Below are 24,979 nucleotides of genomic sequence, written 5' to 3' on the forward strand. Positions count from 1 at the left end.
AGCCAAAATACTGCAATAAACAAAAAAGCCCCTCAAAATTGGGACTTTTTCAGTACATTTAAGAAAAAACTTTTAATGTCAATTGAATAGCAATTATCGTCACAAGTTTAAGCAACATGATGCCCAGCACTAAGCCTTTGAAGGTCGCATGAGAGAAAGCACCCTTCAAATAAAATGAATTCATCGCATTGCCGAACATAATCCCATTGGGATGAACAGCATGCATTGACTCGGCTACAAACTTGGAAACTAACAAATGACCACCGCTAAATCAGCTCGCTTAATGATTCACATCAATTAATCGAGTTATAAAAAATCTGGATTTAAGCCATAAGCATATTTACATATACTTTTGAGCGAATGTCTAAACTGCATATAAATTTCAAAGACTGTAACAAGCCAGCGCTATAACGCGACTATCTGCACTCCGATCCTTGTCACTCAAGAAGCGTGCGTTGAGATGTGTACCAAGCTGTTGTATTTTTTTTAGCCTAGTCGTTGCGTGAGTTAAGTTCATTTTCATGGTCGCAATGGTAATCGCCAATCCTTGTTTCATGAACTGCTTGTTGATGAGCGGTAAACTCATGTAAAGCTCCTTATACCTCGTGTATTTCTCCACTTCTGCATAAAAATCTTTTTGTAAAAGTATTTATTATACAGCTACTGCTTTTCCTAACATGAGTATGGAGAAATCATACCTGCGTAAAAAAGTCGGTATTATGCAGAAATTTAAACTTTTGTGTATGTTTTTCATTAAAACTTTATATGAAAATTGGTTATTTTTTATATAAAGTCATCCGCTTTGTACTGTTTTTAAACATATTATACCTTTTTTCTAATTGAGTATTTTTCACTCACCCAGTGTTATGCTTTTTATTTTTTTAACTGACAAGTTCAATCTTTTAAATCTAAAGTGGCATACTCGAACTATAATTAATCAGACATTATGTCTAAATGAATCGCATCATCATACATGTACGAATATCTCTTTTCTAATATTTTTTGCTTATAAATGCAGCAGTTTCAAAACATGAAATAAAGCATAAAAACGTATTAGATTTTAAAGAAAAATCAGGAGTCATCATGAATTTGGAACAAGTCCATCTTGTTGACGAGGCTATTACCTCTCGACATTCTGTGCGTGCCTTTTTAGACACTCCAGTGCCACAAGAAGTTATTAAGGATATTTTACAAGTCGCAAGTCGTGCTCCTTCCGGAACCAACACTCAACCGTGGAAAGTCTATGTTGTGACAGGGCAAAAACGTGATGAAGTAGTAGAGCGCGTTTGTGCTGCACAGATTGAAGTTTCCAAAAATCCTGAATTTGCAGAACAATATAAAGAAACTTTTGCATATTACCCTGAAAAGTGGGTTTCCCCTTTTATTGACCGTCGCCGTGAAAATGGTTGGGGCCTCTACGGTTTATTGGACATTAAAAAGGGTGAAAGAGAAAAAATGGCTGCGCAACAGTTACGTAATTTCAAACTATTTGATGCGCCAGTCGGCCTTTTCTTTACAGTCAATAAAGCAATGGGAATTGGTTCTAAAATGGACATCGCGATGATGATCCAAAATGTAATGGTCGCAGCCAAAGCTCGTGGTTTAGATACCTGCCCACAAGCGGCTTGGAACCATTTTCACCCGATTGTTTTAGATATTTTAGGTGCAGCAGATGATGAAGAGTTGGTGTGTGCAATTGCTTTGGGCCATGCTGACCCTGAGCACATTGTAAATACCTTTATTACACCTAGAGAGCCTGTTGAAAATTTCACAGTTTTTCTAGACTAAATACTTAAGCTAATCACTCTCTTTTAAATCATGACGGTGGTTAGCTGTTTACCTGTTTTGCCTGTTGTGTCGCTTTTAAAACAACAATGAACCCACTTAAGGTAAATAACACCATCATTACACCCATATTGAGTGATGCAGACCAAACAAGGAAGTTAAGTAAAACGCCCCCGAGTAAACCGCAGGCAAATTGCATACTACCCATAATTGCACTTGCTGTTCCTGCTCGAGCACCCTGCTTAGACATTGCAAGTGCCATGGCATTTGGCCCTGTTAAACCAATTCCTGAAATGGCTAAAAACAGCCCTAACATGACAAGCCATAAAGGTGCCATAGGAATTAAACCAGCAATTAATACAATGCTTGCACCTGTCACTTGTACCATTGAACCAGCTTTTAAACGCTTAGTAATTTCAACACGTGTTGTTAAGTGCTTGTTTAAAGATGACATCAGCATAATGCCAAAAGCATTGAGTCCAAATACATAAGCAAATTCTTGCTGATTTAGGCCGTATTGATCCATGAAAACGGCTGGAGCTGAGCTGATATAACAAAATAATGCTGCACCAGTTAAGCATCCTGCAAGCATAGGCAAGCGGAAACTCGCATCTTTAAAAATCGCACCATATAAAGTAGCCACCTGATATAAGGAAAGCTTGAGCCTTTTATCAGTTGCCAGGGTTTCTTTAAAAAAGAAGTGTACGCACAACCAACATATTGCGCCCACAATTGAAAGTGCAATAAAAATTGCTTGCCATGGAAACCAGATTAAAATCCAAGCCCCAATCATTGGTGCCAAAATTGGTGCTAGCCCCATTACAATCATCATGCTAGAAAAAGCTTGTGCCGAACCCTGAACATCCAATCTATCTCGAATAGCAGCTCGAGCCATCACTACTCCAACACAACCACCTAAAGCCTGTAAAATACGGGCTGCAATAAGGCTCCATTCGTTTGTAGCGAGCACACAAAACAAGCTTGCAACTGCATAAAGTGCAAGTCCGAAATAAAGCGGTTTCTTTCTACCGATCCGATCACTTAAAGGCCCATACACCAGTTGTCCAATGGCTAAGCCAAAAAAATAGGCTGGAAGTGTATTTGCGACCATTTGCGTACTTACCCCAAAATCGTGAGCCATTTGAGGCAACGCAGGTAAGTACATGTCAATGGATAATGGCCCTAAAGCCGTGAGTAAAGCGAGCAGCATAATCCAGCCAATAGAATATTGACGCTGGGCTGTTTGTTCAGACATAACGATATTTCATTTTTCAATCATTTGCATACAGACAAGCTTACACTGTCTATCGTATGATTTGTGCAACATTGGTGTAGAAATACGCAAATCCTTTATCACTCAGGTTGATCAGCAAGGACTTCATTTGAAATCTTGGTTTAAACGCCTAAAAAGAGCGACTTATAACACATCATTTATGTATAACGTACGGATGCTGATAGCCTTTTCAGGGACTGCTTTCGTGCCTTATTTTTTAGGCCATCAATTGGCAACTATACCTCTAACTTTAGGCGTGGTGGCAGCAGGTTTAAGTGATATTGATGACCGCTTTTCAGTGCGAATCATGAATTTAATTTACACCTACATCGGATTCTTTGTGACCGCAGCTTCCGTACAATTACTTTTCCCTTATCCAATGCTTTTTGCATTGGGGCTCATTGCTTCTTGTATTGGCTGGATTTTATTAGGATCATTAGGTCGCCGTTACGCAACAATCTCTTATGGATGTCTGGTTGTTTCCGTTTATACCATGCTTGGTGTTCATTTATTTGAACAGTGGTATATCCAACCGGCTCTTTTAGTTGTAGGTGCAGCATGGTACGGGCTTATTGCCACCATTAGCTTTTTATTATTTCCCATTCGCCAGCTTCAAGACAAACTGGCAGCCTCTTATGGTTCATTAGGCGACTTTCTATTTGCCAAGTCCAATTTATTTGATGTTGATATGACGCCTGCGAGTTATCAGCAGAGCATGATTGATCTTTCATTAGAAAATGGCAAATTAATTACAATTTTTAATGATCTCAAAACTGCCCTTTTAACCCGTTTAAAAGGTGACCGTGGACAAAAAGGCACTCGTCGCAGCCTCCATTATTACTTTGTCGCCCAAGATATTCACGAGCGCGCAGACTCTGCTCATATTGACTATCAAAAGTTAGCAAAGATTTTTGAACACAGTGATATTTTATTTAGATTTCAGCGCATTTTGGCGATTCAAGGCAAAGCTTGCCAAGAATTAAATGAATGTATTTTACAACGCAAACCATATATCCATAACAAACGTTTTAAGCAGAGTTTTGAGAACTTACGCTTATCGTTAGAAAAGTTAAGAAATGATCAGCAATATGATTTATTGTGGGTCAATGCTCTTTTTGCCTTGTATCGAAATTTAAAGTCTATCGATTCGCAATTACTCAACTTAGAAACTGAACAACAGATACAGTCAGATAAAGTAAAGCAAGCTGAAAACCAACTCAAAGATGATGATCTAAAAGGTTGGAATGATATTGTTATTCGAATAAAACAAAATCTAACTCCTGAATCAGTGCTGTTCCGTCATGCCATTCGCGTCTCGATTGTTCTTTTTATTGGATATGTCTTTATTCAAACAACTCATATCGAATATGGTTACTGGATTATGTTGACTGCTTTATTTGTTAGTCAACCTAACTTTAACGCCACTAAGCGTCGCTTACGCTTACGAATTGTCGGAACATTAGTCGGGATTATTGTTGGGCTTAGCGTAGTATTTCTCGTTCCTTCTGTAGAAGGACAATTAGTCATGCTGATCTTAAGCGGAGTACTATTTTTCGAGTTACGTAGTAAGCAATATGCTCAAGCAACTGCTTTCATCACAATTTTGGCATTAATTAACTTTAACCTCGATGGTTCTGCAGTCGCTGCAGCTATTCCTAGGTTCGTTGATACCTTAATTGGATGTGCTTTAGCATGGTTTGGTGTCACTTTTATCTGGCCTGACTGGAAATTCCGCCGCCTTCCCCGCAGCATTCGACGCTCGTTACAAGCTCAATGTAATTATTTAGCAGAAGTGGTAAAGCAATATCATGAAGGACATAATCATGCACTGAATTATCGTATTGTTCGTAGAGCAGCACATAATACAGATGCCGAAGTTGCCTCACTTATTTCGACTTTAGCCACTGAGCCAGATTTTGACCCTACGCGTAAGTCCGATATTTTTGAATTTTTATGCCTCAACCATACATTTTTGAGTTATATCGCAGCGCTTGGAGCACATCGGGAAAAAATTCAGGATCAAGCCGTTCTTAACGTGCTAGATCAAGCATTAGATGACATACAAGGTGCTTTGTTAAGAGATGAAATGCCCGATTTAACAGCACAAAATATGCTTAAAACGATACGTCAGCGTTTAAGCCAAAATGATGAAGATGACCAGAAATCACTCATTATTTTACAGCAGTTATCACTGATGCTAAGTGTATTGAATCGATTTAGTATGTTGAAACAACGCTTAAGTCATGATCTTGATAATGATGCCAGCGAACTTGCATCATTATAAATTTGAGTCGGAATTTAGTATGAAATTGGCATAATATCCTTTCCTGACTTATGCCAATTAATGCTAAACTTAAAACAGTTTACAATTTGTTATTTGCACTATGACCGCGAAAACTTTATATGCTTATACGCTTCAGCCTGTTCCTTACGAGGTAACAGAAGCTGAACAACGTAATGCACAGCTTCTTATCTGGCGCAGCACCAATAAAATCAGCACAAAAATCTGGGCAATTATGGGCGTTATTTTAGCCCTTGCAATTTTAGGTCTTATTTTTATTAAGAACTACTCTACTGTGATTTGCTGGGTTGCTATTGTTGGTGTAGTACTTTATTACCTGGGCCGTACATATGGTTTGGAATGGTACGTTAAACGTAAGATGAATGAGTTTCCTGTACAGGAAATTAAAGGTATTCGCTTAGGTGTACAACCTCACGGTATCGTAATGCGCCAGCAAATGGGCTTACAGGAAGGGGTTGGAACTATTGGATGGAAAAACATCTACGAATGGTACAACACCCCTGACTTTATTTTAGTTAACTTTAAAGTCAAAGATCCTAAGGGCCAAGAACAGCAAGGTGCATATATCTTACCTAAGCGTATGGACTCTAAAAACTTTTCTTTCAATACAATTCGTCAGCACTTGAAAGAAACTGTGGGTGAACCGAAAACCTTATAAGTTCACCATACTCAAAAGCCTCCTTTACAGGAGGTTTTTTATTATTCTAAAAATAAATGATAATGAAAATTAATATTATCTCCAAAATCCATATTATCTGCGTAATCTTCGGCTATACTTAGTTACAAGATCTCCATCATATTCACATTTTTCGACCATGTTTAAAAAGTTTTTATTTCAAATTCATTGGTTTCTGGGTATTAGTGCTGGCCTCATCTTATCAATTATGGGTGTTACAGGTGCAATTTTTTCCTACGATCAACAAATTTTAAAATGGGCAAATACCGATAGTTATGTTGTTCAAGCAGAAAGTTCACCTAAGCTTACCCCTGCTCAGCTTTACCAGCATTTCACAACAACCCAGCCTGAAATTAAAATTAATAGCATTACCATAGCCAAAGATCCTACTGCCTCATCTGTTGTAAACATTGAAAAAGAAGGCGAACGACGTGGCTACAATATGATGGTCAACCCTTATACAGCACAGGTATTACCTGACGTTAAAGGTCGCGAGTTACTTTTATTAATACAACAAATTCATCGTAACTTAACTGCTGGCGAATTCGGTAAACAAATTACTGGTGCTTGTGCCTTAATGCTCATTTATTTTGTCTTGAGCGGATTATATTTACGTTGGCCAAAGAAACACTCTGCACGCCAATGGCTTGCTGTTAAACCGAAATTAAAAGGTCGAAATTTTATTTGGGATTTACATGCTGTTGTAGGCACATGGGTTATTGTTTTTTATCTTCTTTTTGCTTGTACAGGTCTCTATTGGTCATATGACTGGTGGCGTAGCGGTATGTTCAAAGTATTAGGCGTAGAACAACCTAAAATGCAAGGACATGGCGGAGCTGGACGCAATAAAGACAAATCATCTTCTGAATCTCAATTAGATAGCACTCAACTGATTACTGCTCTGAATCGAACATGGAGCGGTTTTAATAATAAAATCGGACGTGACTATTCAACTTTAACAGTGAATTTACCAAAAAAAGATGATGGAAAAGTTGAATTAAGCTTTGTTGATGCAACACCACAACATGAACGTGCACGAAACCAAGCTGTCTATAACTATAAAACTGCCAATATTGAAAAGATGGAGCTTTATGAAGATAAAAAGCTTAATCAAAAAATCATGAGCAGTATGTTACCCGTACACCGGGGTAGCTTCTTTGGTCCGGTTTATCAATTTGTGGCAATGCTCGCATCTTTAGCGATGCCATTATTCTTTGTGACTGGATGGATGCTTTATCTAAAACGTCGCAAACAAAAAAAACTAACTCAAGCAGCTCGTCAGTCTTTAGCTGGTCACTATATTGATCCAAATGCTAAACCTTGGCTAATTACCTACGCCACTCAAACGGGTGTTGCTGAACAACTAGCTTGGAGTACTGCAACGAGTTTACAAGAAGCTCATCAACCCGTTCAGGTTAAATCTATACAACATTTAACTGAAGCTGATTTAGAGCAACATGACCAAATTCTTTTTGTGATCAGTACTTATGGTACTGGAGAGGCTCCTGACTTAGCTTCTGGTTTTGTTAAAAAGTTATTAAAAGCTAAGTTACAGCTTCAACATATCAAATATGCAGTTTTAGCTTTAGGTTCCAAAGAATACCCAGATACTTATTGTAGTTTTGGCCACACTGTAGATGCATGGCTTAAAAACAATGGAGCAAAAGCCTACTTTGATACTATTGAAGTAGATAATGCAAACCCAGTCCATCTGCAAAACTGGAATGAAGCGCTCGTAAAAGCGACTAAGTTAGATTTGCATGCCGTTAATATCGAAAAAGTATTTGATAGTTGGACATTACAACAACGTGACTTGCTTAACTCAAATAGTGTGGGACAGCCTGCTTATAACATTGAACTTACAGCACCTCATGAAGCTGTATGGCAAGCAGGAGATATTGCCGAAATACAGCCGGGAAATAGTCCAGAACGTATTAATGCGTTCTTACAAGAGCATCATATACTTAAAAATGCACTTGTAGACTCACTACAGATCTCTATTGAAAAAGCACTTTGGAACAAAGACCTAACAGGAGAGATTGAACCATTTGCCAATCTTGACCATTTGTTAGAGCAGCTCCCTACTCTACCAACACGTGAGTATTCAATTGCTAGCATTCCCTCCCAACAAGTGCTTCGCTTGGTTGTTCGCCAGCAATCCGATGCATCTGGTCATTTAGGTTTAGGGTCTGGCTGGTTAACTCAGCATACCGAAATAAGTCAAAACATTGCACTGCGTATCCGAACTAATGAGTCTTTTCATTTGATTGATGACAACCGTCCAATTATCTGTATTGGTAATGGAACGGGAATCGCTGGCTTAATGAGTTTGCTTCATACAAGAACTCGTCATAACTATACTGAAAACTGGCTTATTTTTGGTGAACGCCAACGTGCGCATGATTTTTTCTATGCATCAACTATTGAAGCATGGCAAACCATGGGTATGTTAAAACGTCTTGATCTTGCATTTTCACGAGATCAAGAACAGCGTGTATATGTTCAGGATCTTATAAGACAAAATTCAGCAGAATTAGTTAACTGGGTTGAGCGTGGTGCTGTTCTTTATGTCTGCGGTAGCATTGAAGGAATGGCGAGCGGAGTCGATCAAGCACTTATTGATATTCTAGGTGAAGAACAAGTCGATGAGCTAAGACAACAAGGTCGTTATCGCCGTGATGTTTATTAAACCTCAATAAATGATAAAGCCGAGTAATTGCTAACATACTTTACTCGGCTTTTTATTACCATCGGCATTGAATTTGGAACGATTTTGCATACACTGTCTGCAATTTAAATTGCAACTGTAAACTCAATGCAAGTCAGTAAGTGGATTCGGATTTCTTTAGCCATCATCGGTTCAATTTTATTTTTGGACGGCCTATTTCTAGCTTTTCTAAATAAAATTCATGTAGGTACAATTGTTCCTTTAGTCTTAGGGGCATTTTTCTGTCTCTATGCATTATTTTATTATCATTTGGAACGATTTTTCTTTTATCACTACCGTTTACATTCAATTTGGCGTTTTGGATGGTTGTGTTTCTGGATCTGGTTAATTGGCTTAGGCTATTTCTTTAATTTTATTAAAGAGAATAAAGATAAAGGCCACAATATTCCTAGAGTGGAAGCAATTATTGTTTTAGGTAGCGGTGTCGAAAATGGACAGCCTTCTGCCATTCTTGCAAAACGCCTTGATACAGCAGCCCCAGTTGCCCTTTCCCAACCTCAAGCAAAAGTTGTTTTAACAGGTGGCTTAGATTTTTCAGAGAAAGAGCCTGAAGCATTAGTCATGTCCCGTTACTTGGAACAACGTTTTCATATAGCAAAAGACCGAATGATTCTGGAAGACAAAAGCACAAGTACTGAACTTAATCTTAAAAATAGCAAACCATTACTTGAACAAAGTCATATTAGTATTGATCAACCTATTGCGATTGTTACAAGTGACTTCCATACCCCACGAGCAGCAGCTATTGCAAAGAAACAAGGCTATACCCATGTTTATATGGTTTCTGCCGAAACCCCTTTAGTCACCCGCTATAACGCTTGGCTACGTGAATATTTTGCGTATGCCAGTGGTTGGATACTAAACGAATATTAATTTTGATTAAGAACGCTGCTATTACTTTAGGGTATGGCAGCTTTCGCTCAACTAGATAGCACCAATAATTTAAAGCAATAAAAACTGAACTTAAAAATTAAGTATAGAAAAGAGAGATTTGGCTGAGAACAGAAAAGATGAAAGAGAGATTAGAAATAAAAATAGCAGAAACGCAAAAAACACTAAATAAATTAGTGTAGATAATTTTTAATTTAAAAATTATGGTGGGCGCTGACGGGATCGAACCGCCGACATTCTGCTTGTAAGGCAGACGCTCTACCAACTGAGCTAAGCGCCCTGATTGAAAAAGACAACTAACGAAGCCTTTATACATTACATCCTCTAGATCAGGGAATCAAGAGAATGGCGCAGCGGACGGGGCTCGAACCCGCGACCCCCGGCGTGACAGGCCGGTATTCTAACCAACTGAACTACCGCTGCACTTGCAATACTTTAAAAAAAATAAAGCATGGTCACAAATTATGGTGGGCGCTGACGGGATCGAACCGCCGACATTCTGCTTGTAAGGCAGACGCTCTACCAACTGAGCTAAGCGCCCTGCAAAAGCGTTTTATAAAAGTGGCGCAGCGGACGGGGCTCGAACCCGCGACCCCCGGCGTGACAGGCCGGTATTCTAACCAACTGAACTACCGCTGCACTTTCACAATATCGCAATTGTGGGGTAAACGATGTTAAGTCTTAAGTGGCGCAGCGGACGGGGCTCGAACCCGCGACCCCCGGCGTGACAGGCCGGTATTCTAACCAACTGAACTACCGCTGCACTTGAGAGCTTAACGTAAAGGCTTGGTGGGCGCTGACGGGATCGAACCGCCGACATTCTGCTTGTAAGGCAGACGCTCTACCAACTGAGCTAAGCGCCCTTAACGTCTTCATCGTTTGTGAGGTGCATTATAGAGAATCTTTAACAGGTGTCAAACGCTTTTCGACAACTTTTCAAAAAAATGCGAATGAATGATTAAAAATAAGTCATTATTAAGTAAAAAACAATTTTTTGTATTTTATTTAAGCACTTATTTTAATATTTCAGTCACTCCGCTCATTAAATAAGATTATCTAACACCACCAATTAGGTTAAAGATTGTTCAGATAAATAAACAAGAGCATCTTCTGGGACTAAATCAAACAATTCAATGATTTCTTCATTACGCATTCGAATACAGCCATGCGACATTGGGACCCCCATAGGCTCTTTATCTGGCGTGCCATGAATATAGATATAACGTTGCATGGTGTCATGGCCTTCCCCTTTGTTAAAACCTTCTTCTAAGCCATCCAACCAAAGAATGCGTGACAATATCCAATCTCGTTCCGGGAATTGTGCTGCCAATTCACTGCCGTAAACTTCACCTGTAGGCTTACGTGCAATAAAAACTGCATTTATAGGAGATTGCATACCAAACTTTTTGGCAACGCGATGCCAACCACGTGGAGTTTTACCCGTATTTTCTTGTTCACCAATCCCGTTCTTACCTGTAGAGATCACATAAAATTTATTATGTTTAGGGAGGCTTAAAGTTTGGTTTGCCAAATCAATAAGAACATCTGCATCTTCAAGTTTAAATTGGGACATGGAATTTATTCTCTTATAGCAACTCTATTTTGAGTTTTAACAAAAATTAATCGGGAGGTTGTCTTGAGCCAAAATTAAAAGATTATCAATCCTCTTTTAGCTACGCGCGGTTTCACCGCTTGTCTTGCGCCAAAATTAAAAGATTATCAATCTTTTAATTTTGGCTCAGGGCGTAGCCATAACCAAATTGCAACAACGAGCATGGTAGTATCAGTAAAAACTTTTACCCAAAATGGCGCAGAGGTAAACAGCATTAAAATACCACTTGCGGTCATCATAATGCTTGCAATCCATTTCGCCTTACGTGGTACCGTGCCATTTGCACGCCAGTCACGTAGGGTTGGACCATATTTTGGATGATTTAATAACCATGCATCCATTTGAGGCCATCCCTTTGAAGCGGCCCAAGCAGCCAGAATAAGAAACACTGTTGTCGGCATGCCTGGTAAAATTGCTCCAATAATACCAAGCGTGATAAAAATCACGACCAGAGTTCGCCAAAACAATGTTCGCATATATAAACCTTAAGCTATTGTTGGTCTTAGTATAAAGTGTTTTTCTAGTATTGTTTTGTTGATCAACCATGAAATTAGGATGAATTATTTCGAGTATTAAACCTATGAATATCGCCTCTGTTAAAACATCCTATTTTGAGCCATGGTTACAGTTTAATCATCCAATGGTAAGACAATTGGCTTTTACAATTGCTAGCCCAAATTTACTTCGTTATCTTCCTCAAAGCCTCGCTATTCAACATGGCTTTCAATTTCATCCAGATCAAACTTGGGAACAGCATTTTCAAAATTATCTACCACGCTTAAAGCAACTTGATGAATCACCTGAACCTTTACTTCAATTTATGTCACGGCTTAAGAGCACACGTTTAGGTTTACGCTTTGAAAATTTGCTCTGGTTCTGGCTACAAGAAGATCAATATCATTGTTATCAGTTATTAGGTCATAGCATTCAAAAAATTGACGGTGCAAGAACTTTAGGCGAGCTCGACTTTTTAGTTTTTAATAAAAAAACACAACAAGTTGAACATTGGGAAGTTGCTCTAAAATATTATTTAGGTGAAGGTGAATTAAACTTAGAACAATGGATTGGTCTAAATAGAGAAGATACTTTAAGTAAGAAACTGTATCACTTCACCGATAAGCAATTTCAATTTTCAGATGCTTTGGACTTTGAAATTCAACAGCGTTTTGCTGTTTTGAAAGGCCAGCTTTACCTACCTTTGAATTTGCCACAACAGCAATCTGTTCCAGATTGGGTAAACTTAACTCGTCGTCATGGAATGTGGGGAACAGTAATCCCCAATTCTAAATTTTATCGTTTACAAAGACACGAATGGCTTTGTCCTAACAAGGAAGCAAGCTCCTACCCTGCCGATTGGTGGACTGATGGTTTATATTGTAGAAATATTGAGGAAACTCAGTTTTATATGTTTAGACATCCATCCTTATTAGGTCTCAAGCTTGGTATCACCAAAAATTAGAGTGCTTTGCAAGCAAATATTGGTTTATAGAAACAATTTATAACGTTTTTACTATTAAACAGTCATGTTTCTTTTTACGTTTGTTTTTTAATCTAAATTTACTTCATTATTAAATTTATACGGAGAAAATGATGAAAAAAGTTTTAGTCGCGTCTGTAATGATTGCATTTGTATTAACTGGCTGTAATACGTTTAAGGGTTTTGGTAAAGATGTCTCTAAAGCTGGTGATGCTGTAAGTAATACCGCACAAAAAACTGAGAATAAAATGTAAGTTATGCACAGCTTCGAAAAACCTTATCACTTCGATAAGGTTTTTTTATTTTTAAATACCCAACCTTCAGAGATTCGCCTATTATATCGGACTATATTTCACCTACTCATCATGTAGTTTCCGGTATGAACCACTCAGACACTCTCTCGCTTAGCTTAGAACTTTTACAACAGCCTTCTGTTACTCCTATTGACCATACTTGCCAAACCATTATGGCTGACCGCTTAGCCAAAGCAGGTTTTCATATTGAACCTATGCGTTTTGAAGATGTAGATAATTTATGGGCTCGACGTGGAACTGAAGGACCTGTGTTTTGTTTTGCAGGTCATACTGATGTTGTGCCAACAGGCCGTTTAGAAGCGTGGAATTCAGATCCGTTTGCACCAGAAATTCGTGATGGTAAGCTCTACGGTCGTGGTTCGGCTGATATGAAAACTGCTTTGGCTGCAATGGTTATTGCATCTGAGCGTTTTGTTGCAAAGCACCCAAACCATAAAGGTTCAATTGCTTTTTTAATTACTTCGGATGAAGAAGGTCCTGCTGTTAACGGTACAGTTAAAGTTATTGAGACTCTTGAACAACGTAATGAAAAAATTACATGGTGTTTGGTAGGTGAACCATCGAGTACCAATAAATTAGGTGATATTGTCAAAAATGGCCGTCGTGGCTCTTTAAACGGCGTGTTAAATGTTCATGGTAAACAAGGTCATGTGGCTTACCCTCACCTAGCTCGCAATCCAATTCATGAAGCGTCAACAGCTCTAGCAGAGTTATGCCAAACTGTTTGGGACAATGGCAACGAATACTTCCCAGCAACTTCATTTCAAATTTCAAACATTCATTCAGGCACTGGTGCAACCAATGTTATTCCAGGTACTTTAGAAGTTACCTTTAACTTCCGTTACTCAACAGAAGTGACAGCAGAACAGCTTCAACAACGTGTTCATGACATTTTAGATAAACATGGTTTACAGTACGATATTGATTGGAACTTGTCTGGCTTGCCTTTTCTGACCCCAGTTGGTGAATTGGTGAATGCTGCTCAAACTGCAATTTTAAATGTAACTGGCACTGAAACACAGTTATCTACTAGCGGCGGTACGTCTGACGGGCGTTTCATTGCTCCAACAGGCGCACAAGTTTTGGAACTTGGTGTTCTAAACGCAACTATCCATCAAATTAATGAACATGTTGATGTACATGATCTTGATCCCCTCACTGATATTTATGAGCAAATTTTAGAAAACTTACTTGCTTAAGATATTAAAGAATAGTGACTAGATAAAAAGCATCCTCTTTTGGGTGCTTTTTATTGTCTTTCTTAACCAGTATGTTATTTAAAAACTTCTTTTGAGTGCTTATCTATCCATTGCAATATAGTTGGCCAGATTTCCTTAGCAGCATTTTGGCTCAAAATAATTCGACTATGGGAGTAATTTTCCAAGTTATTATGAGAACAACCAAATTCACGAAATACGTTATTTTGATTTTCAAAAGCTTCTAAATATTTATAGCACCCTTTAACTGGTGCAATAATTTATCACCACTTCCGCTAATCGAATATATTGGGACTCTAATAGAGTTCATATGTTTTTTATAATCAATATTTTTAAATTCACTAATGAAATTTTGTTTTAAATTCCAGTTAAACCATGGTCGCATGGTGTAGTAGCTTTCATTTACTCGCCCTAACTTAAATCTATTAGCTGGTATCTGCCCCAAAGCTTTAACACCAATTTTTGCAGAAAAGAGTTTAATAAAATCAAAAGACTTATTTACCGCGCCAAATGCTTGGCAAGCTATAAAAGTAATACTTTGGATATTCTTTAAATATTCTGGATAATTAATTAAGAACATGGTTAAACATAAACCTCCGCCACTATGGGTAACACAGTGTAGAAAAGTTATATTAAGGCAATGATAAACATAGTGAAATGCAGTTTTATACTCATAGAGAGCAACGGTCTCAAAATTAAATGGTATATCTGTTTTTGGGCTTGTACCGTGCCCTCGCCGTTCTAAAATAAAACAGATATAGCCTTGTCTTGCCAAATAATCTGCAATACCCATACAAACTGTTTTATCTGAAAATGCACCATGAGATAAGAAAATTGCTTCTTTTTTTATTATAGTGTCCTTTCTTTTAGAAATTTCCCATAAGGCAAATTCACCATGATCATCTGTTTTTAAAATATGCAGCTCTTTATGAATTAACATTTATTTTTCTACTCTTACTCAATATTAAGCCAACTATAAATATGTTATTAAAATAATTCTTTGATCTTTGCATTTATAAATAATATTATTTATATCAGTTTTCTAAAAAAATTTCTCTAACTGTAATATAAAATTTTATATTTTAAAATTTATTTATTTTTCATAAAAAAGGAACTCATTTGAGTTCCTTTTTTCTTTATAAGCCAAGTGTTTTTTCAATATATTCTAGGTTAGGTATGTGGTAGCGTTGATCTTGCATTCGCACATATTTAAATACTGTTGGGTACTGTTCAAGTTCTTGATGTTCATCTACTTCATCGACAATTTCAGAAATACGTAAACGAATAGAAACAGGCATGTTTTTGCACATTAAAGCAAAACGCTGACTAATATCTTCACCTTCAATTACTAGTGCTACCGCATGTTGGTCAGTTTGGTTATGCACTGAATAGATAGGCAGTTTCACATCATGCCACTCAATATGTTTTACGCCATTTTTTACGTCCATGGCAGACAACACAATGTTTTGCGGTAATAACATGGGTACCTGATCATTACATTCAATGATATAGGCATCAATAAAACCAGTAGAAACCGTAATAAGGTGCTGTAGCTCTTGCTGATCCATATTAGCGATTAAAGAAGTATTTACACTATCTTTCATGATTTCACCCCACTTTCAGATACTACAAGTAAAGCATCGATATTTTCTAGTAACTCTTCCTCTTGGAAAGGTTTACCCATATATTGACTCACGCCTAATGAGAAAGCTCGTTCACGGTGTTTTTCACCAGTTCTCGATGTAATCATGATAATTGGCATGTATTGATGTATATCATGATGTCTAACTAGGTTGAGCACTTCGAAGCCATCCATCCGTGGCATTTCAATATCAAGCAGCATTAGATCTGGCTTAATATTTTCTAACTGTTCTATCGCATCAACACCATCTTTTGCAGTAACAACGTCATAACCTTGGCGCTCAAGTAATCGGGACGTTACCTTACGTACGGTTACTGAGTCATCCACAATCATGATAAGTCGGCGTTCGTCAGATTCACGTTGTCTATATCCTGCTTCACTGAACTCTTTATGTCGTTGGGTAGACTGAATTTGTCGAGCAATATTCTGTCCATCCAAAATCAGACATACTTGGCCATCACCTAAAATTGTGGCGCCTGCAATCGCTCCAATACTAGAGAACTGTTGTCCAATTGGTTTCACCACAATCTGTGCTCGAGAACCAATTAACTGATCAACGAGTAATGCCACAGTTTGTCCGTTATTCGCCTTAATCATTAAAACGGGTAATGAATACATCACATCACTTAGTCGTGGTATTGGTTGGTTACCAACAAATTCTGAAAGATAACGTAATGGATAACGTTTGTTTTCATACTCAAATGATTCTTGAGGACACTCAAAATACTGTTCTAAAGATGCTGGCGAAACTCGAATAATTCGCTCAATTTGAGCAAGTGGAATCGCAAATTGCTGATCTGCAACTTTCACCATTAAGGCATCACTTACAGCTACCGTAGTTGGTACACGGATAGTAAATGTTGTTCCCTGCCCATAGACAGAGTCTACGCTAACATGCCCACCTAAAGCCTTAATATCACTTTGTACAACATCAAGCCCAACGCCACGCCCAGAAATCTGGGTAACCTGTTCTGCTGTACTTAAACCAGGATGGAAAATGAATTGCAAGATATCTTGCTGTTCTAAGTGTTGTTCCGGTTTGATGAGACCAGCAAGCAGCGCTTTTTGTCGAACTTTTTCAACATCAATACCTTGTCCATCATCGCTAAACACAACAACAACATCGGTACCTTGACGCTGAATATTAAGTTCAATACGTCCTGCTTCCGGTTTATGCGCTTGTTGACGTTGTATACGGTCTTCTAAACCATGGTCAATTGCGTTTCTAAGCATATGCTCAAGCGGAGTCACTAAACGCTCTAAAATGTTTCTGTCTAACTCGCCTTCCGTATTATTTACAAAAAGCTCAGCAGGTCTATTCAATGCTGAAGATGTTTGACGGACAATTCGTTGTAAACGCGGTAGCAAACGGGAAAATGGAACCAATCGTGTTCGCATCAAGCCTTCTTGAATTTCAGCTTGAATCCGTGACTGCTGTAAAAGCAGACTTTCAGTATCCCTGATCTTGTCAGATAACGTATTTTTAAAGTCGACCAAGTCCGATGCGGATTCAGCAAGAGATTTTGATAATTGGTTTAAAGATGAATATTGGTCCATCTCTAAAGGGTCAAAATCAGTATAACGAGAATGCTCAATACCATGTTTAGCAATAATTTGTGATTCTAGCTCACCTTCCATTCGACGCAACTGATCGGCAAGTCGTTGAATTGCCAGTTCCATCTCAACCAGTGTATGGCCAAACTGACTTAAATCCATTTCAATTCGTGAACGGTTAATCGAGTTTTCACCAGACAAATCAATCATCTTCTCAATTAAGTCCGCTGAAACACGAATCATTTCATTATTCTGATCCAGACGTTCTGTTTGCTCCCATGCCCCCATCATTGGTGGTGGTTCTGTACCATCACCTTGTATAAAGGTCATCACTGGTTCTGAGCTAAACAAGTCGGCTTTCGTCAACTTAGTCGGAATTTGAATTGTGGTTTCAAAGAATTGAATATTTTCTAAGCTTTGTTGCAATCCATCGAAATGTTGGTAGTTGTGCTTAAAGATTGCATCTTTTAACCATACAAACGCACTTTCTAATAAATGATCATAAATATTAGAATTGAAGTGATGAAGTGCAAATTGTTCAAAAGCATTCTCTAGTTGGTAAGCGATGGCTTGTACGGCTTCTAAGCCAACCATTCGTGCACCACCCTTCAAACTGTGCACGGCTCTTTGTAGTTGAAGCAAAATACTACGGTTTGTCCGTTTTTCAAACCACTGTTTCAATAGCACATCAGCCATCTCTAACAATTCAGTAGCTTCTTCTAAGAATGTCTGCTCAACAACAGCCGCAATATCTTGCTCATCAATTACTGCATCATTGTCTTGCTGTGCAACCAATGTATTAATTTCCGTCGGCATAGCCAACTCAATAACGGTTGTATCAGTCGACTGATCTTGTACGCTTTCTAATTTTGCAAAAACTGGTTCAACGTATACCGGTCTTTCATCTATTAATACATCAGATATTAATTCCTGCTCAGGAAGTAGCTCATCTTCAGTATCATAAGTTTCAATTGCAAATACAGTTTGGAAATCAAAGCTTTGGCCAGCTCGCTTCAACGCTTGAATTGTATAAGGTGCGGCATAATCTAACTGTTGTTCGCGCATAAGTTGCAAACGGTCAGCCAAGTCATCTTGCACCAAACGGATAAAATCAATTAAAGGTGAAGATGCAACCAATTGCTTTTGAATTAGACGTTCATAAATACTTTCTAACTCATGCGCAATTGAACCAAGATAAGTGGCCTGAACCATATTTGCGCCACCTTTTAAGGTATGCAAATAGCGCATCAGGTTGTTCAGAGCAGCAAAGTTTTCTTGTTCGCCGACCCAAATATTGAGATCAGTATCAATTCCTTCAAGTAATTCTTCTGCTTCTTCAAGAAAGATATCTAGAAGATCAGCATCAAAGTTTCGGTTCACCTCTGGAGATGAAATATATTGGCGATCTTGCTGTACACTTTGACTTAATGCTGTCCAATCAACAGAGTTTGATGAATTCTCTGTAGTAACACTTACCTCTGGCTCTGGTTCAACAGAGAATGAAGCATCCTGTGAGGCCAGATTATTTTGTAGGTCTGGGCTATATAAAGTATAAAGTTTTAATTCTTCTAAAATACTTTGATTTTGCTTAACAATACCTACGCGCTGACCAGCAGCTAATGCATCAAATAATTGAATGAGCTGCTGATGTGCTTTTTGATAAATTTCAAAAACATAATCCGATTGCAATAGCGCTGGTTTATCAAGCAATACATCATAGCTTTCTTTCAACTGACTTGTATATTCATGCAAACCAAGCATAGCTTGAGATTGTGTATGTTGAAGTAACAGATCTGCCTGTTCGCTTAAACGCTCAAGATAATGAGGAAACTCGGTACGAATCCCCTTCTCAAAATCTAATTCTGCATCAAGTAATTCAGAAACATCTAATTGTAATAATTGAGATACTAAACCATGAGAAGGCATTAATGGGTCTGTTTGATCACCATATTGCTCAGCGTATGCATCCCATGACTGATTAAACTGTTGCAATCTCGCTTCAAGTTGCTCATTAGAACTATGATGGGATAATAGTTCTAAACTATCTCTAATAAACTCACGATATTCTTGTAATAGTAGAATTTCTTCAGAATGGGAAGAAAGCTCTTCTTGCAATAGTATTTTAAATAAATGCTCAACTTTGGTACTGGCTTCAAAAATGGTTTCAACCTGCGCCATTGCAGAGCTACCACGCAAAGTATGTAGGGCACGAATCAAAGCATTATAGCTATCATACTGATGTAGCTCTTGTTCCAAGAACTGATTAATTGTAGCTAAATGCTCTTCAGCCTCTTCCATAAACAAAGCTAAGGTTTCATTTAGATTTATTTCAATTTCGGTATGTGCATCTTGAATAGACGGTTCAGCTAATTCATTTTGCAAGGTGCCATCTAGCTCAAGTCCAGTTACTGTTTCAGCAGTAAGCGTATTTGAAAGTTGTAAAAGCTCTTCTAAAGCAGGTTCTAGACTTTGCTGCTGTTGTAATTGTTGGCCTAATAAAATAAGAGGTCTAAAATCTACAGCATGTGCTTTTTTTTGCTTAAAATTATCTACTAATTTAAAAAAATAGAACTTAAATACTAACTGAACATAGCCCTGAATAGCTGGAGTCAACTTAAGGCTTTGATTGATCACCCGATTGAGCGTATATTCAACAACCCAAGCAAGCTCTGCTGAAGATTTAGCACCAATCATTCTTCCAGAACCTTTTAAGGTGTGAAAATGGCGGCGAATTTCAGCGAGCGTAGTAACATTCTCAGATTGCACCCATTCATGAATTAAAGGTTGCAAATCAACAAAAATCTCTTCAATTTCTTCTACGAAGATCTCAAGAAACTCGGCATCTTGTTCAGAATAGCTATCTTCAGGTAGCGTCATTGCTTCAGTTAAAGTTTTTAATATTTCTTTCATAGCAAAGGCTTCTTTTGCTTGCCCCCTGAGTGGGGAAAACTACAGAGTCAACACCAGAAAAATAACTATTTCCCCAATATTTGTCAGGTGCTGCTCATACTTTTTAAAAGAATAGCTATGATGAGAATAGCTATTCTTATCCCCCAATTTAGTCAGGTAATTTAAAGTCCGTTACTGACTCACGTAATGACTCTGCCATATTCGCCAATTCCGATACGGAGCGAGCAGTATCAAAGGTTGCTGTTGTTGTTTGTGAGGTAATTTCTTGTACAACAGTCATGGTGGTTGCGATATGACTCGCAGACGCAGACTGAAGTTTAGCTGCATCAGAAATGCTAGCAATCAAGTTTGCCAAGTCACCCGATACTTTTTGAATTTCATCAAGAGCAATACCCGCATCTTTTGCCAAGTTCGCACCACGTACAACTTCAGTAGTAGTTTGCTCCATTGAAATAACAGCTTCGTTGGTATCGGTCTGAATTGTTTTAACTAGTGTTTCGATCTGCTTTGTTGCGGATGCTGAACGTTCAGCAAGACGTTGTACTTCATCGGCAACCACGGCGAAACCACGGCCAGCTTCACCCGCCATAGATGCTTGAATTGCTGCATTTAAAGCAAGAATGTTCGTTTGGTCCGCAATGTCGTTAATCAGCGATACGATGTTACCAATTTCTTGTGAAGACTCACCCAGACGTTTAATACGTTTTGAGGTTTCCTGAATCTGTTCACGAATGGTATCCATACCTTCAATTGAGCGGTTTACTACTTGTGCACCATTTGATGCAATTTGTACTGAGCGCTCAGCTACTTCGGCAGATTCAGATGCATTGGCAGATACTTGGTCAATTGACTGTGCCATTTCATTCATTGCAGTTGATGCACCTGCAATTTCTTGTGCCTGATGCTCTGATGCCTCTGCTAATTGGTTAGTAATACTTTGGGTATCTTGCGTATAGCGTGCAACTTCCTGAGAAGTTTCATGAATTCGGGATACCAAGTCTCGTAATTGGTCAATTGCGAAGTTAATCGAGTCGGCAATCGCACCGGTAAAGTCTTCAGATACCGTTGCATATGAACGTAAGTCACCATCTGCAAGATCGGCAATTTCATCGAGTAAACGTAAAATCGCGTTCTGGTTACGGTCATATTCTTCTTGTAATCGAGCAACACGTTGCTTATCCATTACACTACGTAATGTAATTAACTTAAATACAGAGAAGATTAATCCGCCTAAAGAAAGAATAAGAACAGCACCTAAAAATAAAGTGAGCCAGTTCTTTCTTGCAGTATCAGATAAGTGCCCCAGATTTTGTAACATGAGATCTGATTTAGAGAAAATCTGAGAAGATGCCTGACGGACATTGACAATCTGGCTACCATTTTTTAATACCGTAGCTGCAGCAGATTTTAAAACTTTCTCATATTCAGATTTAATACTTTCTAAAGACTCACGCAAAGCTGGATCAGCAATACGGTCAACCCCTAATTCGGCATTTCCATTAAGCTCAGCATTTAAATAAGTACCAAAGGTATCAATATCTACACCAAAGTCACTCGTTGATACATTTCCATCCGTACCACTTAATACAGAGTTAATCGAACGTAAAATACGTTCTGCAATGAATACTTGGTTTTTAGCAATAATTACCTGACTACTTGGCAAACCTTGACGTGCCATTTGGTCAACCATCAAGTTATATTCTGCCTGAATCTCTGGAACCGTTTCACTAATCGAAATGTTAGTGTCATATAACTGGTTAAGAACTTTTTGCTGTGATGAAATCAAATCAATATTTTTCGAAACTTCGCCCCACATTGTTTCAACTTTTTGATATTCATCTGTCGACCTACCATTAATGTTTTGAATTTCTAGTAAGTTGTCATTAAAGTCTTTTTTAGATTGCAGTAGCTTTGTAATTGCTTCTTGAGAACCTGACTCTGTTGCCTCAGTTGCTTGTTTGGAAATCGTTTGAGATAACAGACGCAATTCACCAAAACTTCGAATTAACTGGTTATGACGAGGTACATTATAAAATAGATACGCCAGTGAGATTAAAGCAAGTAATAAACTTAACAGCGCTGCATAAAGGATAGGCTTGGACTTTTCACTTTCCCCAAACAAACTGGCAAATTGCTCAATTTTTGACTGGATTTTTGCAATAAAATTGACACTCGATTTTTCGGTAGCACCGCGATTGCCACTTTTCTTTTTAAGTTTAAAGCCCATACAGCTTCTCCCCAGAAAAATACACTGTTTGTTTACAGCATAAAAATTAGTTTATAAATTTTGTCGATGCATTCATGTATTGTGGATTTTGCAATAACCGACTAAATAAAAAGACATGCCAATGCTGATTGTGTTGGTGAAAATACCCTTGGCAATATTCTTTTAGATTTTCCTCTAAGTCTAAACTCTGAGAAAAAAAGCTTTTTTTATTAAAGTGCTGAATCCCCAAAACCTGATCCACAACCAACCCCACATACTGGTCGTGATGGCTAATACACAACACTTTTTGGGTAGACGAAAATGAACTTCGTTGCCCTGAAATAAAATGAGCCAAATCAGACACCGAAAGTAACCGTCCCCGAATGTTTGCCAAGCCTTTTACCCAACTTTGGGTATTTGGAACTGGCGTATATTTTGGTGGATAGATAACTTCTGACACTTCCCCAAGTGGTGCGACGAAGTATTGCCCTCTCATTTCAAAAGCAATCCCTGACCATCGCTGTGCTTCATTTTGAACTGAAGCGTAGTTCTTATTACCCCGTTTAGACAAACGAAGTAACTCGATAAATCCATTCGCTGCCATACTCGATCCTATAAAACGGGCGTATTCGTCCCGTTATTTATGCTTTTATGGATGGATGAGTTAATTTAGAAATTGTTTAATTACATCAATCAATTGCTTTTCTTCGATCGGCTTGATTAAGTAATCGATTGCACCTTGACGCTTACCCCATACTCGGTCAGTTGCCTGATCCTTCGTACTCACAATAACCACCGGAATATGCTTAGTGTCTTCCCCACGGCTAATCTGACGAGTTGCCTGAAAACCGTTTACACCTGGCATTACAACGTCCATTAAGACTAAATCAGGCTGCTCAGCTTTTGCTAAAGTGACCCCATCTGCACCATTAGATGCTTCAAGTACATCATAGCCATGCTTAGTGAGTATTTCTTTAAAACGAAAAGTTTCTGTTGGTGAGTCATCAACGATAAGGATACGTGCCATTTCTTTTGCCCTCAAATTACTTATTATGAACTTACATGATTACGAATCGCATTTAGCAATTCATCTTTGCTAAATGGTTTCGTCAAGTATTCATCTGAACCTACCACACGCCCTTTTGCCTGATCAAATAAACCATCTTTACTAGAGAGCATGATAACGGGAATGTTTTGATAATTTTGAGAGTTTTTAATCAAAGCACAAGTTTGATAACCGTCTAAACGAGGCATCATGATATCTACAAAAACAATATCCGGATTCGCTTCAGCTATTTTAGATAAAGCTTCAAATCCATCGACAGCAGTAATCACCTCACAACCTTCACGTTGCAATAATGTTTCTGCTGTACGGCGAATAGTTTTTGAGTCATCAATAACCATTACTTTCAGATTTTGGAATGCATCTTCCATTTAATCTTCCATCCCCATAACATAAAATATAAATGTAATTTAACTTAAATTTGTTTTTACAGATTTATACGCATTTTTAACATATCTACACTTCTATTTTCAATGAAAGCTTTTTGTCTACTTTCTCATTTATAAACAATAACTTTTAACCTCATCACACTTTCAAAAAAATTATCATTTTTTTTATAAACATTATATTTTTATTTAACTAAATAATAACTAATATATTTAAGATTAATTATTTAAAAATAAGAGACTTACCTTTCTTTTTTGGGGAATTTTATGAATAAGCGGATGAAATATGCCTTTTATAGGAACTGCTTGTCTGTATCTTTAGGCATTGTTTCTTGCGGATCATTGTTTTTCTCATCTCCTACTTTGGCTGTAACTGATACGCCAAAAGCAGTTTGGTATCGCTATTATGATCAACATGGTATTGCAAATATTAGTACCTCTGTAACGCCAGCTCATATTCGCTATGGATATGAAGCACTCGACCAAAATATGCAGGTGATTAAAAGAAATCACCCCTATAATTCCGAGAAGGATTTAAATCAATCCTCACAGCGTGCTTTATCAGCACAATATAGAGAACAAGACAATAAGTTAAAAAAAGCATATAGCAATAGTAAAACTGCGATTATGAAAAGGGACCAAGCATTATTGGCTATAAAAAAACAAATAAATTATCAGCAAGAACAACTTACTCAGTTACAACAAGACAAAATTTTATTTAAACGCCAAGAAATGGAATATTTTCGCAAAGGTGAAAAAGTTCCAGAAAGACATAAAACCTTGATTGAAAACAATCTAAATAATATTAATAAAGTAAAACAAACGCTTGAAATACTGTCAAAAGCTTATAATCGGACCAATAATGATTATGAAAATATTATCGATCGTTTAAAAAAGCTTGAATAAGCGCACAGCTTTATCAAGAATAGGGGCAAAATAAAAT

General features: G+C 37.9%; 20 protein-coding genes, 6 tRNA genes and 1 pseudogene. 9 read left to right on the top strand and 18 right to left on the bottom strand.

Features of this window, described 5'->3' with window-relative positions; genetic code table 11:
- Positions 1–58 precede the first annotated feature (58 nt).
- A complete protein-coding gene (locus tag ABLB96_RS17570; protein ID WP_348898214.1) occupies positions 59–199 on the bottom strand; it encodes a hypothetical protein in 141 nt (46 codons plus the stop codon).
- 183 nt (positions 200–382) lie between these two features.
- Entirely contained in the window at positions 383–586 is a 204-nt protein-coding gene (locus ABLB96_RS17575) for a hypothetical protein (RefSeq protein ID WP_348898203.1), read from the bottom strand.
- A 497-nt stretch (positions 587–1,083) separates the two neighbouring features.
- Here ABLB96_RS17575 and ABLB96_RS17580 point away from each other — a divergent pair, with 497 nt between their 5' ends.
- Positions 1,084–1,788, top strand: a complete 705-nt coding sequence (locus ABLB96_RS17580; RefSeq protein WP_348898205.1) for a nitroreductase — start codon at positions 1,084–1,086, stop codon at positions 1,786–1,788.
- Positions 1,789–1,828: 40 nt separating this feature from the next.
- Here the strand turns inward: ABLB96_RS17580 and ABLB96_RS17585 are convergent, their stop codons facing one another.
- Positions 1,829–3,040 (bottom strand): multidrug effflux MFS transporter, encoded by a 1,212-nt coding sequence (locus ABLB96_RS17585; RefSeq protein WP_348898206.1) that lies wholly within the window; start codon positions 3,038–3,040, stop codon positions 1,829–1,831.
- A gap of 127 nt (positions 3,041–3,167) precedes the next feature.
- Here ABLB96_RS17585 and yccS point away from each other — a divergent pair, with 127 nt between their 5' ends.
- The 4 genes from yccS to ABLB96_RS17605 all read left to right on the top strand — a co-directional run bounded on the left by yccS (position 3,168) and on the right by ABLB96_RS17605 (position 9,637).
- A complete protein-coding gene (gene yccS / locus ABLB96_RS17590) occupies positions 3,168–5,342 on the top strand; it encodes a YccS family putative transporter (protein WP_348898207.1) in 2,175 nt (724 codons plus the stop codon).
- Positions 5,343–5,442: 100 nt separating this feature from the next.
- Positions 5,443–6,018: a hypothetical protein gene (locus ABLB96_RS17595; protein WP_348898208.1), complete on the top strand. Its 576-nt coding sequence runs from the start codon at positions 5,443–5,445 to the stop codon at positions 6,016–6,018.
- A 157-nt stretch (positions 6,019–6,175) separates the two neighbouring features.
- On the top strand, positions 6,176–8,725 hold the full coding sequence (locus ABLB96_RS17600; protein WP_348898209.1) for a PepSY domain-containing protein: 2,550 nt from the start codon (positions 6,176–6,178) through the stop codon (positions 8,723–8,725).
- A gap of 126 nt (positions 8,726–8,851) precedes the next feature.
- A complete protein-coding gene (locus ABLB96_RS17605; protein WP_348898210.1) occupies positions 8,852–9,637 on the top strand; it encodes a YdcF family protein in 786 nt (261 codons plus the stop codon).
- A gap of 222 nt (positions 9,638–9,859) precedes the next feature.
- Here the strand turns inward: ABLB96_RS17605 and ABLB96_RS17610 are convergent.
- The 8 genes from ABLB96_RS17610 to ABLB96_RS17645 all read right to left on the bottom strand — a co-directional run bounded on the left by ABLB96_RS17610 (position 9,860) and on the right by ABLB96_RS17645 (position 11,743).
- Positions 9,860–9,935, bottom strand: a tRNA-Val gene (locus ABLB96_RS17610).
- 66 nt (positions 9,936–10,001) lie between these two features.
- Positions 10,002–10,078 (bottom strand) — tRNA-Asp (locus ABLB96_RS17615).
- A gap of 42 nt (positions 10,079–10,120) precedes the next feature.
- A tRNA-Val gene (locus ABLB96_RS17620) sits at positions 10,121–10,196 on the bottom strand.
- A gap of 21 nt (positions 10,197–10,217) precedes the next feature.
- Positions 10,218–10,294 (bottom strand) — tRNA-Asp (locus ABLB96_RS17625).
- 47 nt (positions 10,295–10,341) lie between these two features.
- Positions 10,342–10,418, bottom strand: a tRNA-Asp gene (locus ABLB96_RS17630).
- A gap of 24 nt (positions 10,419–10,442) precedes the next feature.
- A tRNA-Val gene (locus tag ABLB96_RS17635) sits at positions 10,443–10,518 on the bottom strand.
- Between the two features lie 206 nt (positions 10,519–10,724).
- Complete coding sequence (elsL, locus tag ABLB96_RS17640) at positions 10,725–11,228, bottom strand: cell wall-recycling L,D-carboxypeptidase ElsL (RefSeq protein WP_348898211.1); 504 nt, start codon at positions 11,226–11,228, stop codon at positions 10,725–10,727.
- A 146-nt stretch (positions 11,229–11,374) separates the two neighbouring features.
- Positions 11,375–11,743 (bottom strand): YbaN family protein, encoded by a 369-nt coding sequence (locus ABLB96_RS17645; protein ID WP_002051275.1) that lies wholly within the window; start codon positions 11,741–11,743, stop codon positions 11,375–11,377.
- 104 nt (positions 11,744–11,847) lie between these two features.
- Between ABLB96_RS17645 and ABLB96_RS17650 the strand changes: the two genes are divergently transcribed.
- From ABLB96_RS17650 to dapE, 3 genes are all read left to right on the top strand, one after another.
- A complete protein-coding gene (locus ABLB96_RS17650) occupies positions 11,848–12,726 on the top strand; it encodes a DUF1853 family protein (protein WP_348898212.1) in 879 nt (292 codons plus the stop codon).
- A gap of 128 nt (positions 12,727–12,854) precedes the next feature.
- Entirely contained in the window at positions 12,855–12,998 is a 144-nt protein-coding gene (locus ABLB96_RS17655) for an entericidin A/B family lipoprotein (RefSeq protein ID WP_002051109.1), read from the top strand.
- A gap of 125 nt (positions 12,999–13,123) precedes the next feature.
- Entirely contained in the window at positions 13,124–14,257 is a 1,134-nt protein-coding gene (dapE, locus tag ABLB96_RS17660; protein ID WP_348898213.1) for a succinyl-diaminopimelate desuccinylase, read from the top strand.
- 74 nt (positions 14,258–14,331) lie between these two features.
- Here dapE and ABLB96_RS17665 read toward each other — a convergent pair.
- From ABLB96_RS17665 to pilG, 7 genes and pseudogenes are all read right to left on the bottom strand, one after another.
- A pseudogene (locus ABLB96_RS17665) lies at positions 14,332–15,215 on the bottom strand (alpha/beta fold hydrolase).
- A gap of 196 nt (positions 15,216–15,411) precedes the next feature.
- Positions 15,412–15,879: a hypothetical protein gene (locus ABLB96_RS17670; RefSeq protein ID WP_348896114.1), complete on the bottom strand. Its 468-nt coding sequence runs from the start codon at positions 15,877–15,879 to the stop codon at positions 15,412–15,414.
- Positions 15,876–20,381, bottom strand: coding sequence for an Hpt domain-containing protein (locus tag ABLB96_RS17675; protein WP_348896115.1), 4,506 nt, complete (start codon positions 20,379–20,381; stop codon positions 15,876–15,878). Before ABLB96_RS17675 ends, ABLB96_RS17670 begins: the two co-directional genes overlap by 4 nt.
- A 148-nt stretch (positions 20,382–20,529) precedes the next feature.
- On the bottom strand, positions 20,530–22,608 hold the full coding sequence (locus tag ABLB96_RS17680) for a methyl-accepting chemotaxis protein (protein ID WP_348896116.1): 2,079 nt from the start codon (positions 22,606–22,608) through the stop codon (positions 20,530–20,532).
- Between the two features lie 46 nt (positions 22,609–22,654).
- On the bottom strand, positions 22,655–23,191 hold the full coding sequence (locus tag ABLB96_RS17685; RefSeq protein WP_348896117.1) for a chemotaxis protein CheW: 537 nt from the start codon (positions 23,189–23,191) through the stop codon (positions 22,655–22,657).
- Positions 23,192–23,251: 60 nt separating this feature from the next.
- Positions 23,252–23,614: a PleD family two-component system response regulator gene (locus ABLB96_RS17690; RefSeq protein ID WP_009389403.1), complete on the bottom strand. Its 363-nt coding sequence runs from the start codon at positions 23,612–23,614 to the stop codon at positions 23,252–23,254.
- Between the two features lie 23 nt (positions 23,615–23,637).
- Positions 23,638–24,021 carry a twitching motility response regulator PilG gene (pilG, locus tag ABLB96_RS17695; RefSeq protein WP_000389061.1) on the bottom strand — a complete coding sequence of 128 codons (384 nt, stop codon included), beginning with the start codon at positions 24,019–24,021 and terminating at the stop codon, positions 23,638–23,640.
- Positions 24,022–24,303: 282 nt separating this feature from the next.
- On the opposite strand from pilG, the gene ABLB96_RS17700 reads away from it, so the two are divergent.
- Entirely contained in the window at positions 24,304–24,942 is a 639-nt protein-coding gene (locus tag ABLB96_RS17700; protein ID WP_348896118.1) for a hypothetical protein, read from the top strand.
- The last annotated feature ends 37 nt before the right edge of the window (positions 24,943–24,979 follow it).

The organism is Acinetobacter sp. XH1741 (assembly GCF_041021895.1).
Lineage (GTDB): Bacteria > Pseudomonadota > Gammaproteobacteria > Pseudomonadales > Moraxellaceae > Acinetobacter.

Excerpts from the sequence above, each read along its gene's own strand:
- ABLB96_RS17570 (WP_348898214.1), bottom strand. The coding sequence starts at position 199 with ATGTTCGGCAATGCGATGAATTCATTTTATTTGAAGGGTGCTTTCTCT.
- ABLB96_RS17575 (WP_348898203.1), bottom strand. The coding sequence starts at position 586 with ATGAGTTTACCGCTCATCAACAAGCAGTTCATGAAACAAGGATTGGCG.
- ABLB96_RS17580 (WP_348898205.1), top strand. The coding sequence starts at position 1,084 with ATGAATTTGGAACAAGTCCATCTTGTTGACGAGGCTATTACCTCTCGA.
- ABLB96_RS17585 (WP_348898206.1), bottom strand. The coding sequence starts at position 3,040 with ATGTCTGAACAAACAGCCCAGCGTCAATATTCTATTGGCTGGATTATG.
- ABLB96_RS17595 (WP_348898208.1), top strand. The coding sequence starts at position 5,443 with ATGACCGCGAAAACTTTATATGCTTATACGCTTCAGCCTGTTCCTTAC.
- ABLB96_RS17600 (WP_348898209.1), top strand. The coding sequence starts at position 6,176 with ATGTTTAAAAAGTTTTTATTTCAAATTCATTGGTTTCTGGGTATTAGT.
- ABLB96_RS17605 (WP_348898210.1), top strand. The coding sequence starts at position 8,852 with ATGCAAGTCAGTAAGTGGATTCGGATTTCTTTAGCCATCATCGGTTCA.
- elsL (WP_348898211.1), bottom strand. The coding sequence starts at position 11,228 with ATGTCCCAATTTAAACTTGAAGATGCAGATGTTCTTATTGATTTGGCA.
- ABLB96_RS17645 (WP_002051275.1), bottom strand. The coding sequence starts at position 11,743 with ATGCGAACATTGTTTTGGCGAACTCTGGTCGTGATTTTTATCACGCTT.
- ABLB96_RS17650 (WP_348898212.1), top strand. The coding sequence starts at position 11,848 with ATGAATATCGCCTCTGTTAAAACATCCTATTTTGAGCCATGGTTACAG.
- ABLB96_RS17655 (WP_002051109.1), top strand. The coding sequence starts at position 12,855 with ATGATGAAAAAAGTTTTAGTCGCGTCTGTAATGATTGCATTTGTATTA.
- dapE (WP_348898213.1), top strand. The coding sequence starts at position 13,124 with ATGAACCACTCAGACACTCTCTCGCTTAGCTTAGAACTTTTACAACAG.
- ABLB96_RS17670 (WP_348896114.1), bottom strand. The coding sequence starts at position 15,879 with ATGAAAGATAGTGTAAATACTTCTTTAATCGCTAATATGGATCAGCAA.
- ABLB96_RS17675 (WP_348896115.1), bottom strand. The coding sequence starts at position 20,381 with ATGAAAGAAATATTAAAAACTTTAACTGAAGCAATGACGCTACCTGAA.
- ABLB96_RS17680 (WP_348896116.1), bottom strand. The coding sequence starts at position 22,608 with ATGGGCTTTAAACTTAAAAAGAAAAGTGGCAATCGCGGTGCTACCGAA.
- ABLB96_RS17685 (WP_348896117.1), bottom strand. The coding sequence starts at position 23,191 with ATGGCAGCGAATGGATTTATCGAGTTACTTCGTTTGTCTAAACGGGGT.
- ABLB96_RS17690 (WP_009389403.1), bottom strand. The coding sequence starts at position 23,614 with ATGGCACGTATCCTTATCGTTGATGACTCACCAACAGAAACTTTTCGT.
- pilG (WP_000389061.1), bottom strand. The coding sequence starts at position 24,021 with ATGGAAGATGCATTCCAAAATCTGAAAGTAATGGTTATTGATGACTCA.
- ABLB96_RS17700 (WP_348896118.1), top strand. The coding sequence starts at position 24,304 with ATGAATAAGCGGATGAAATATGCCTTTTATAGGAACTGCTTGTCTGTA.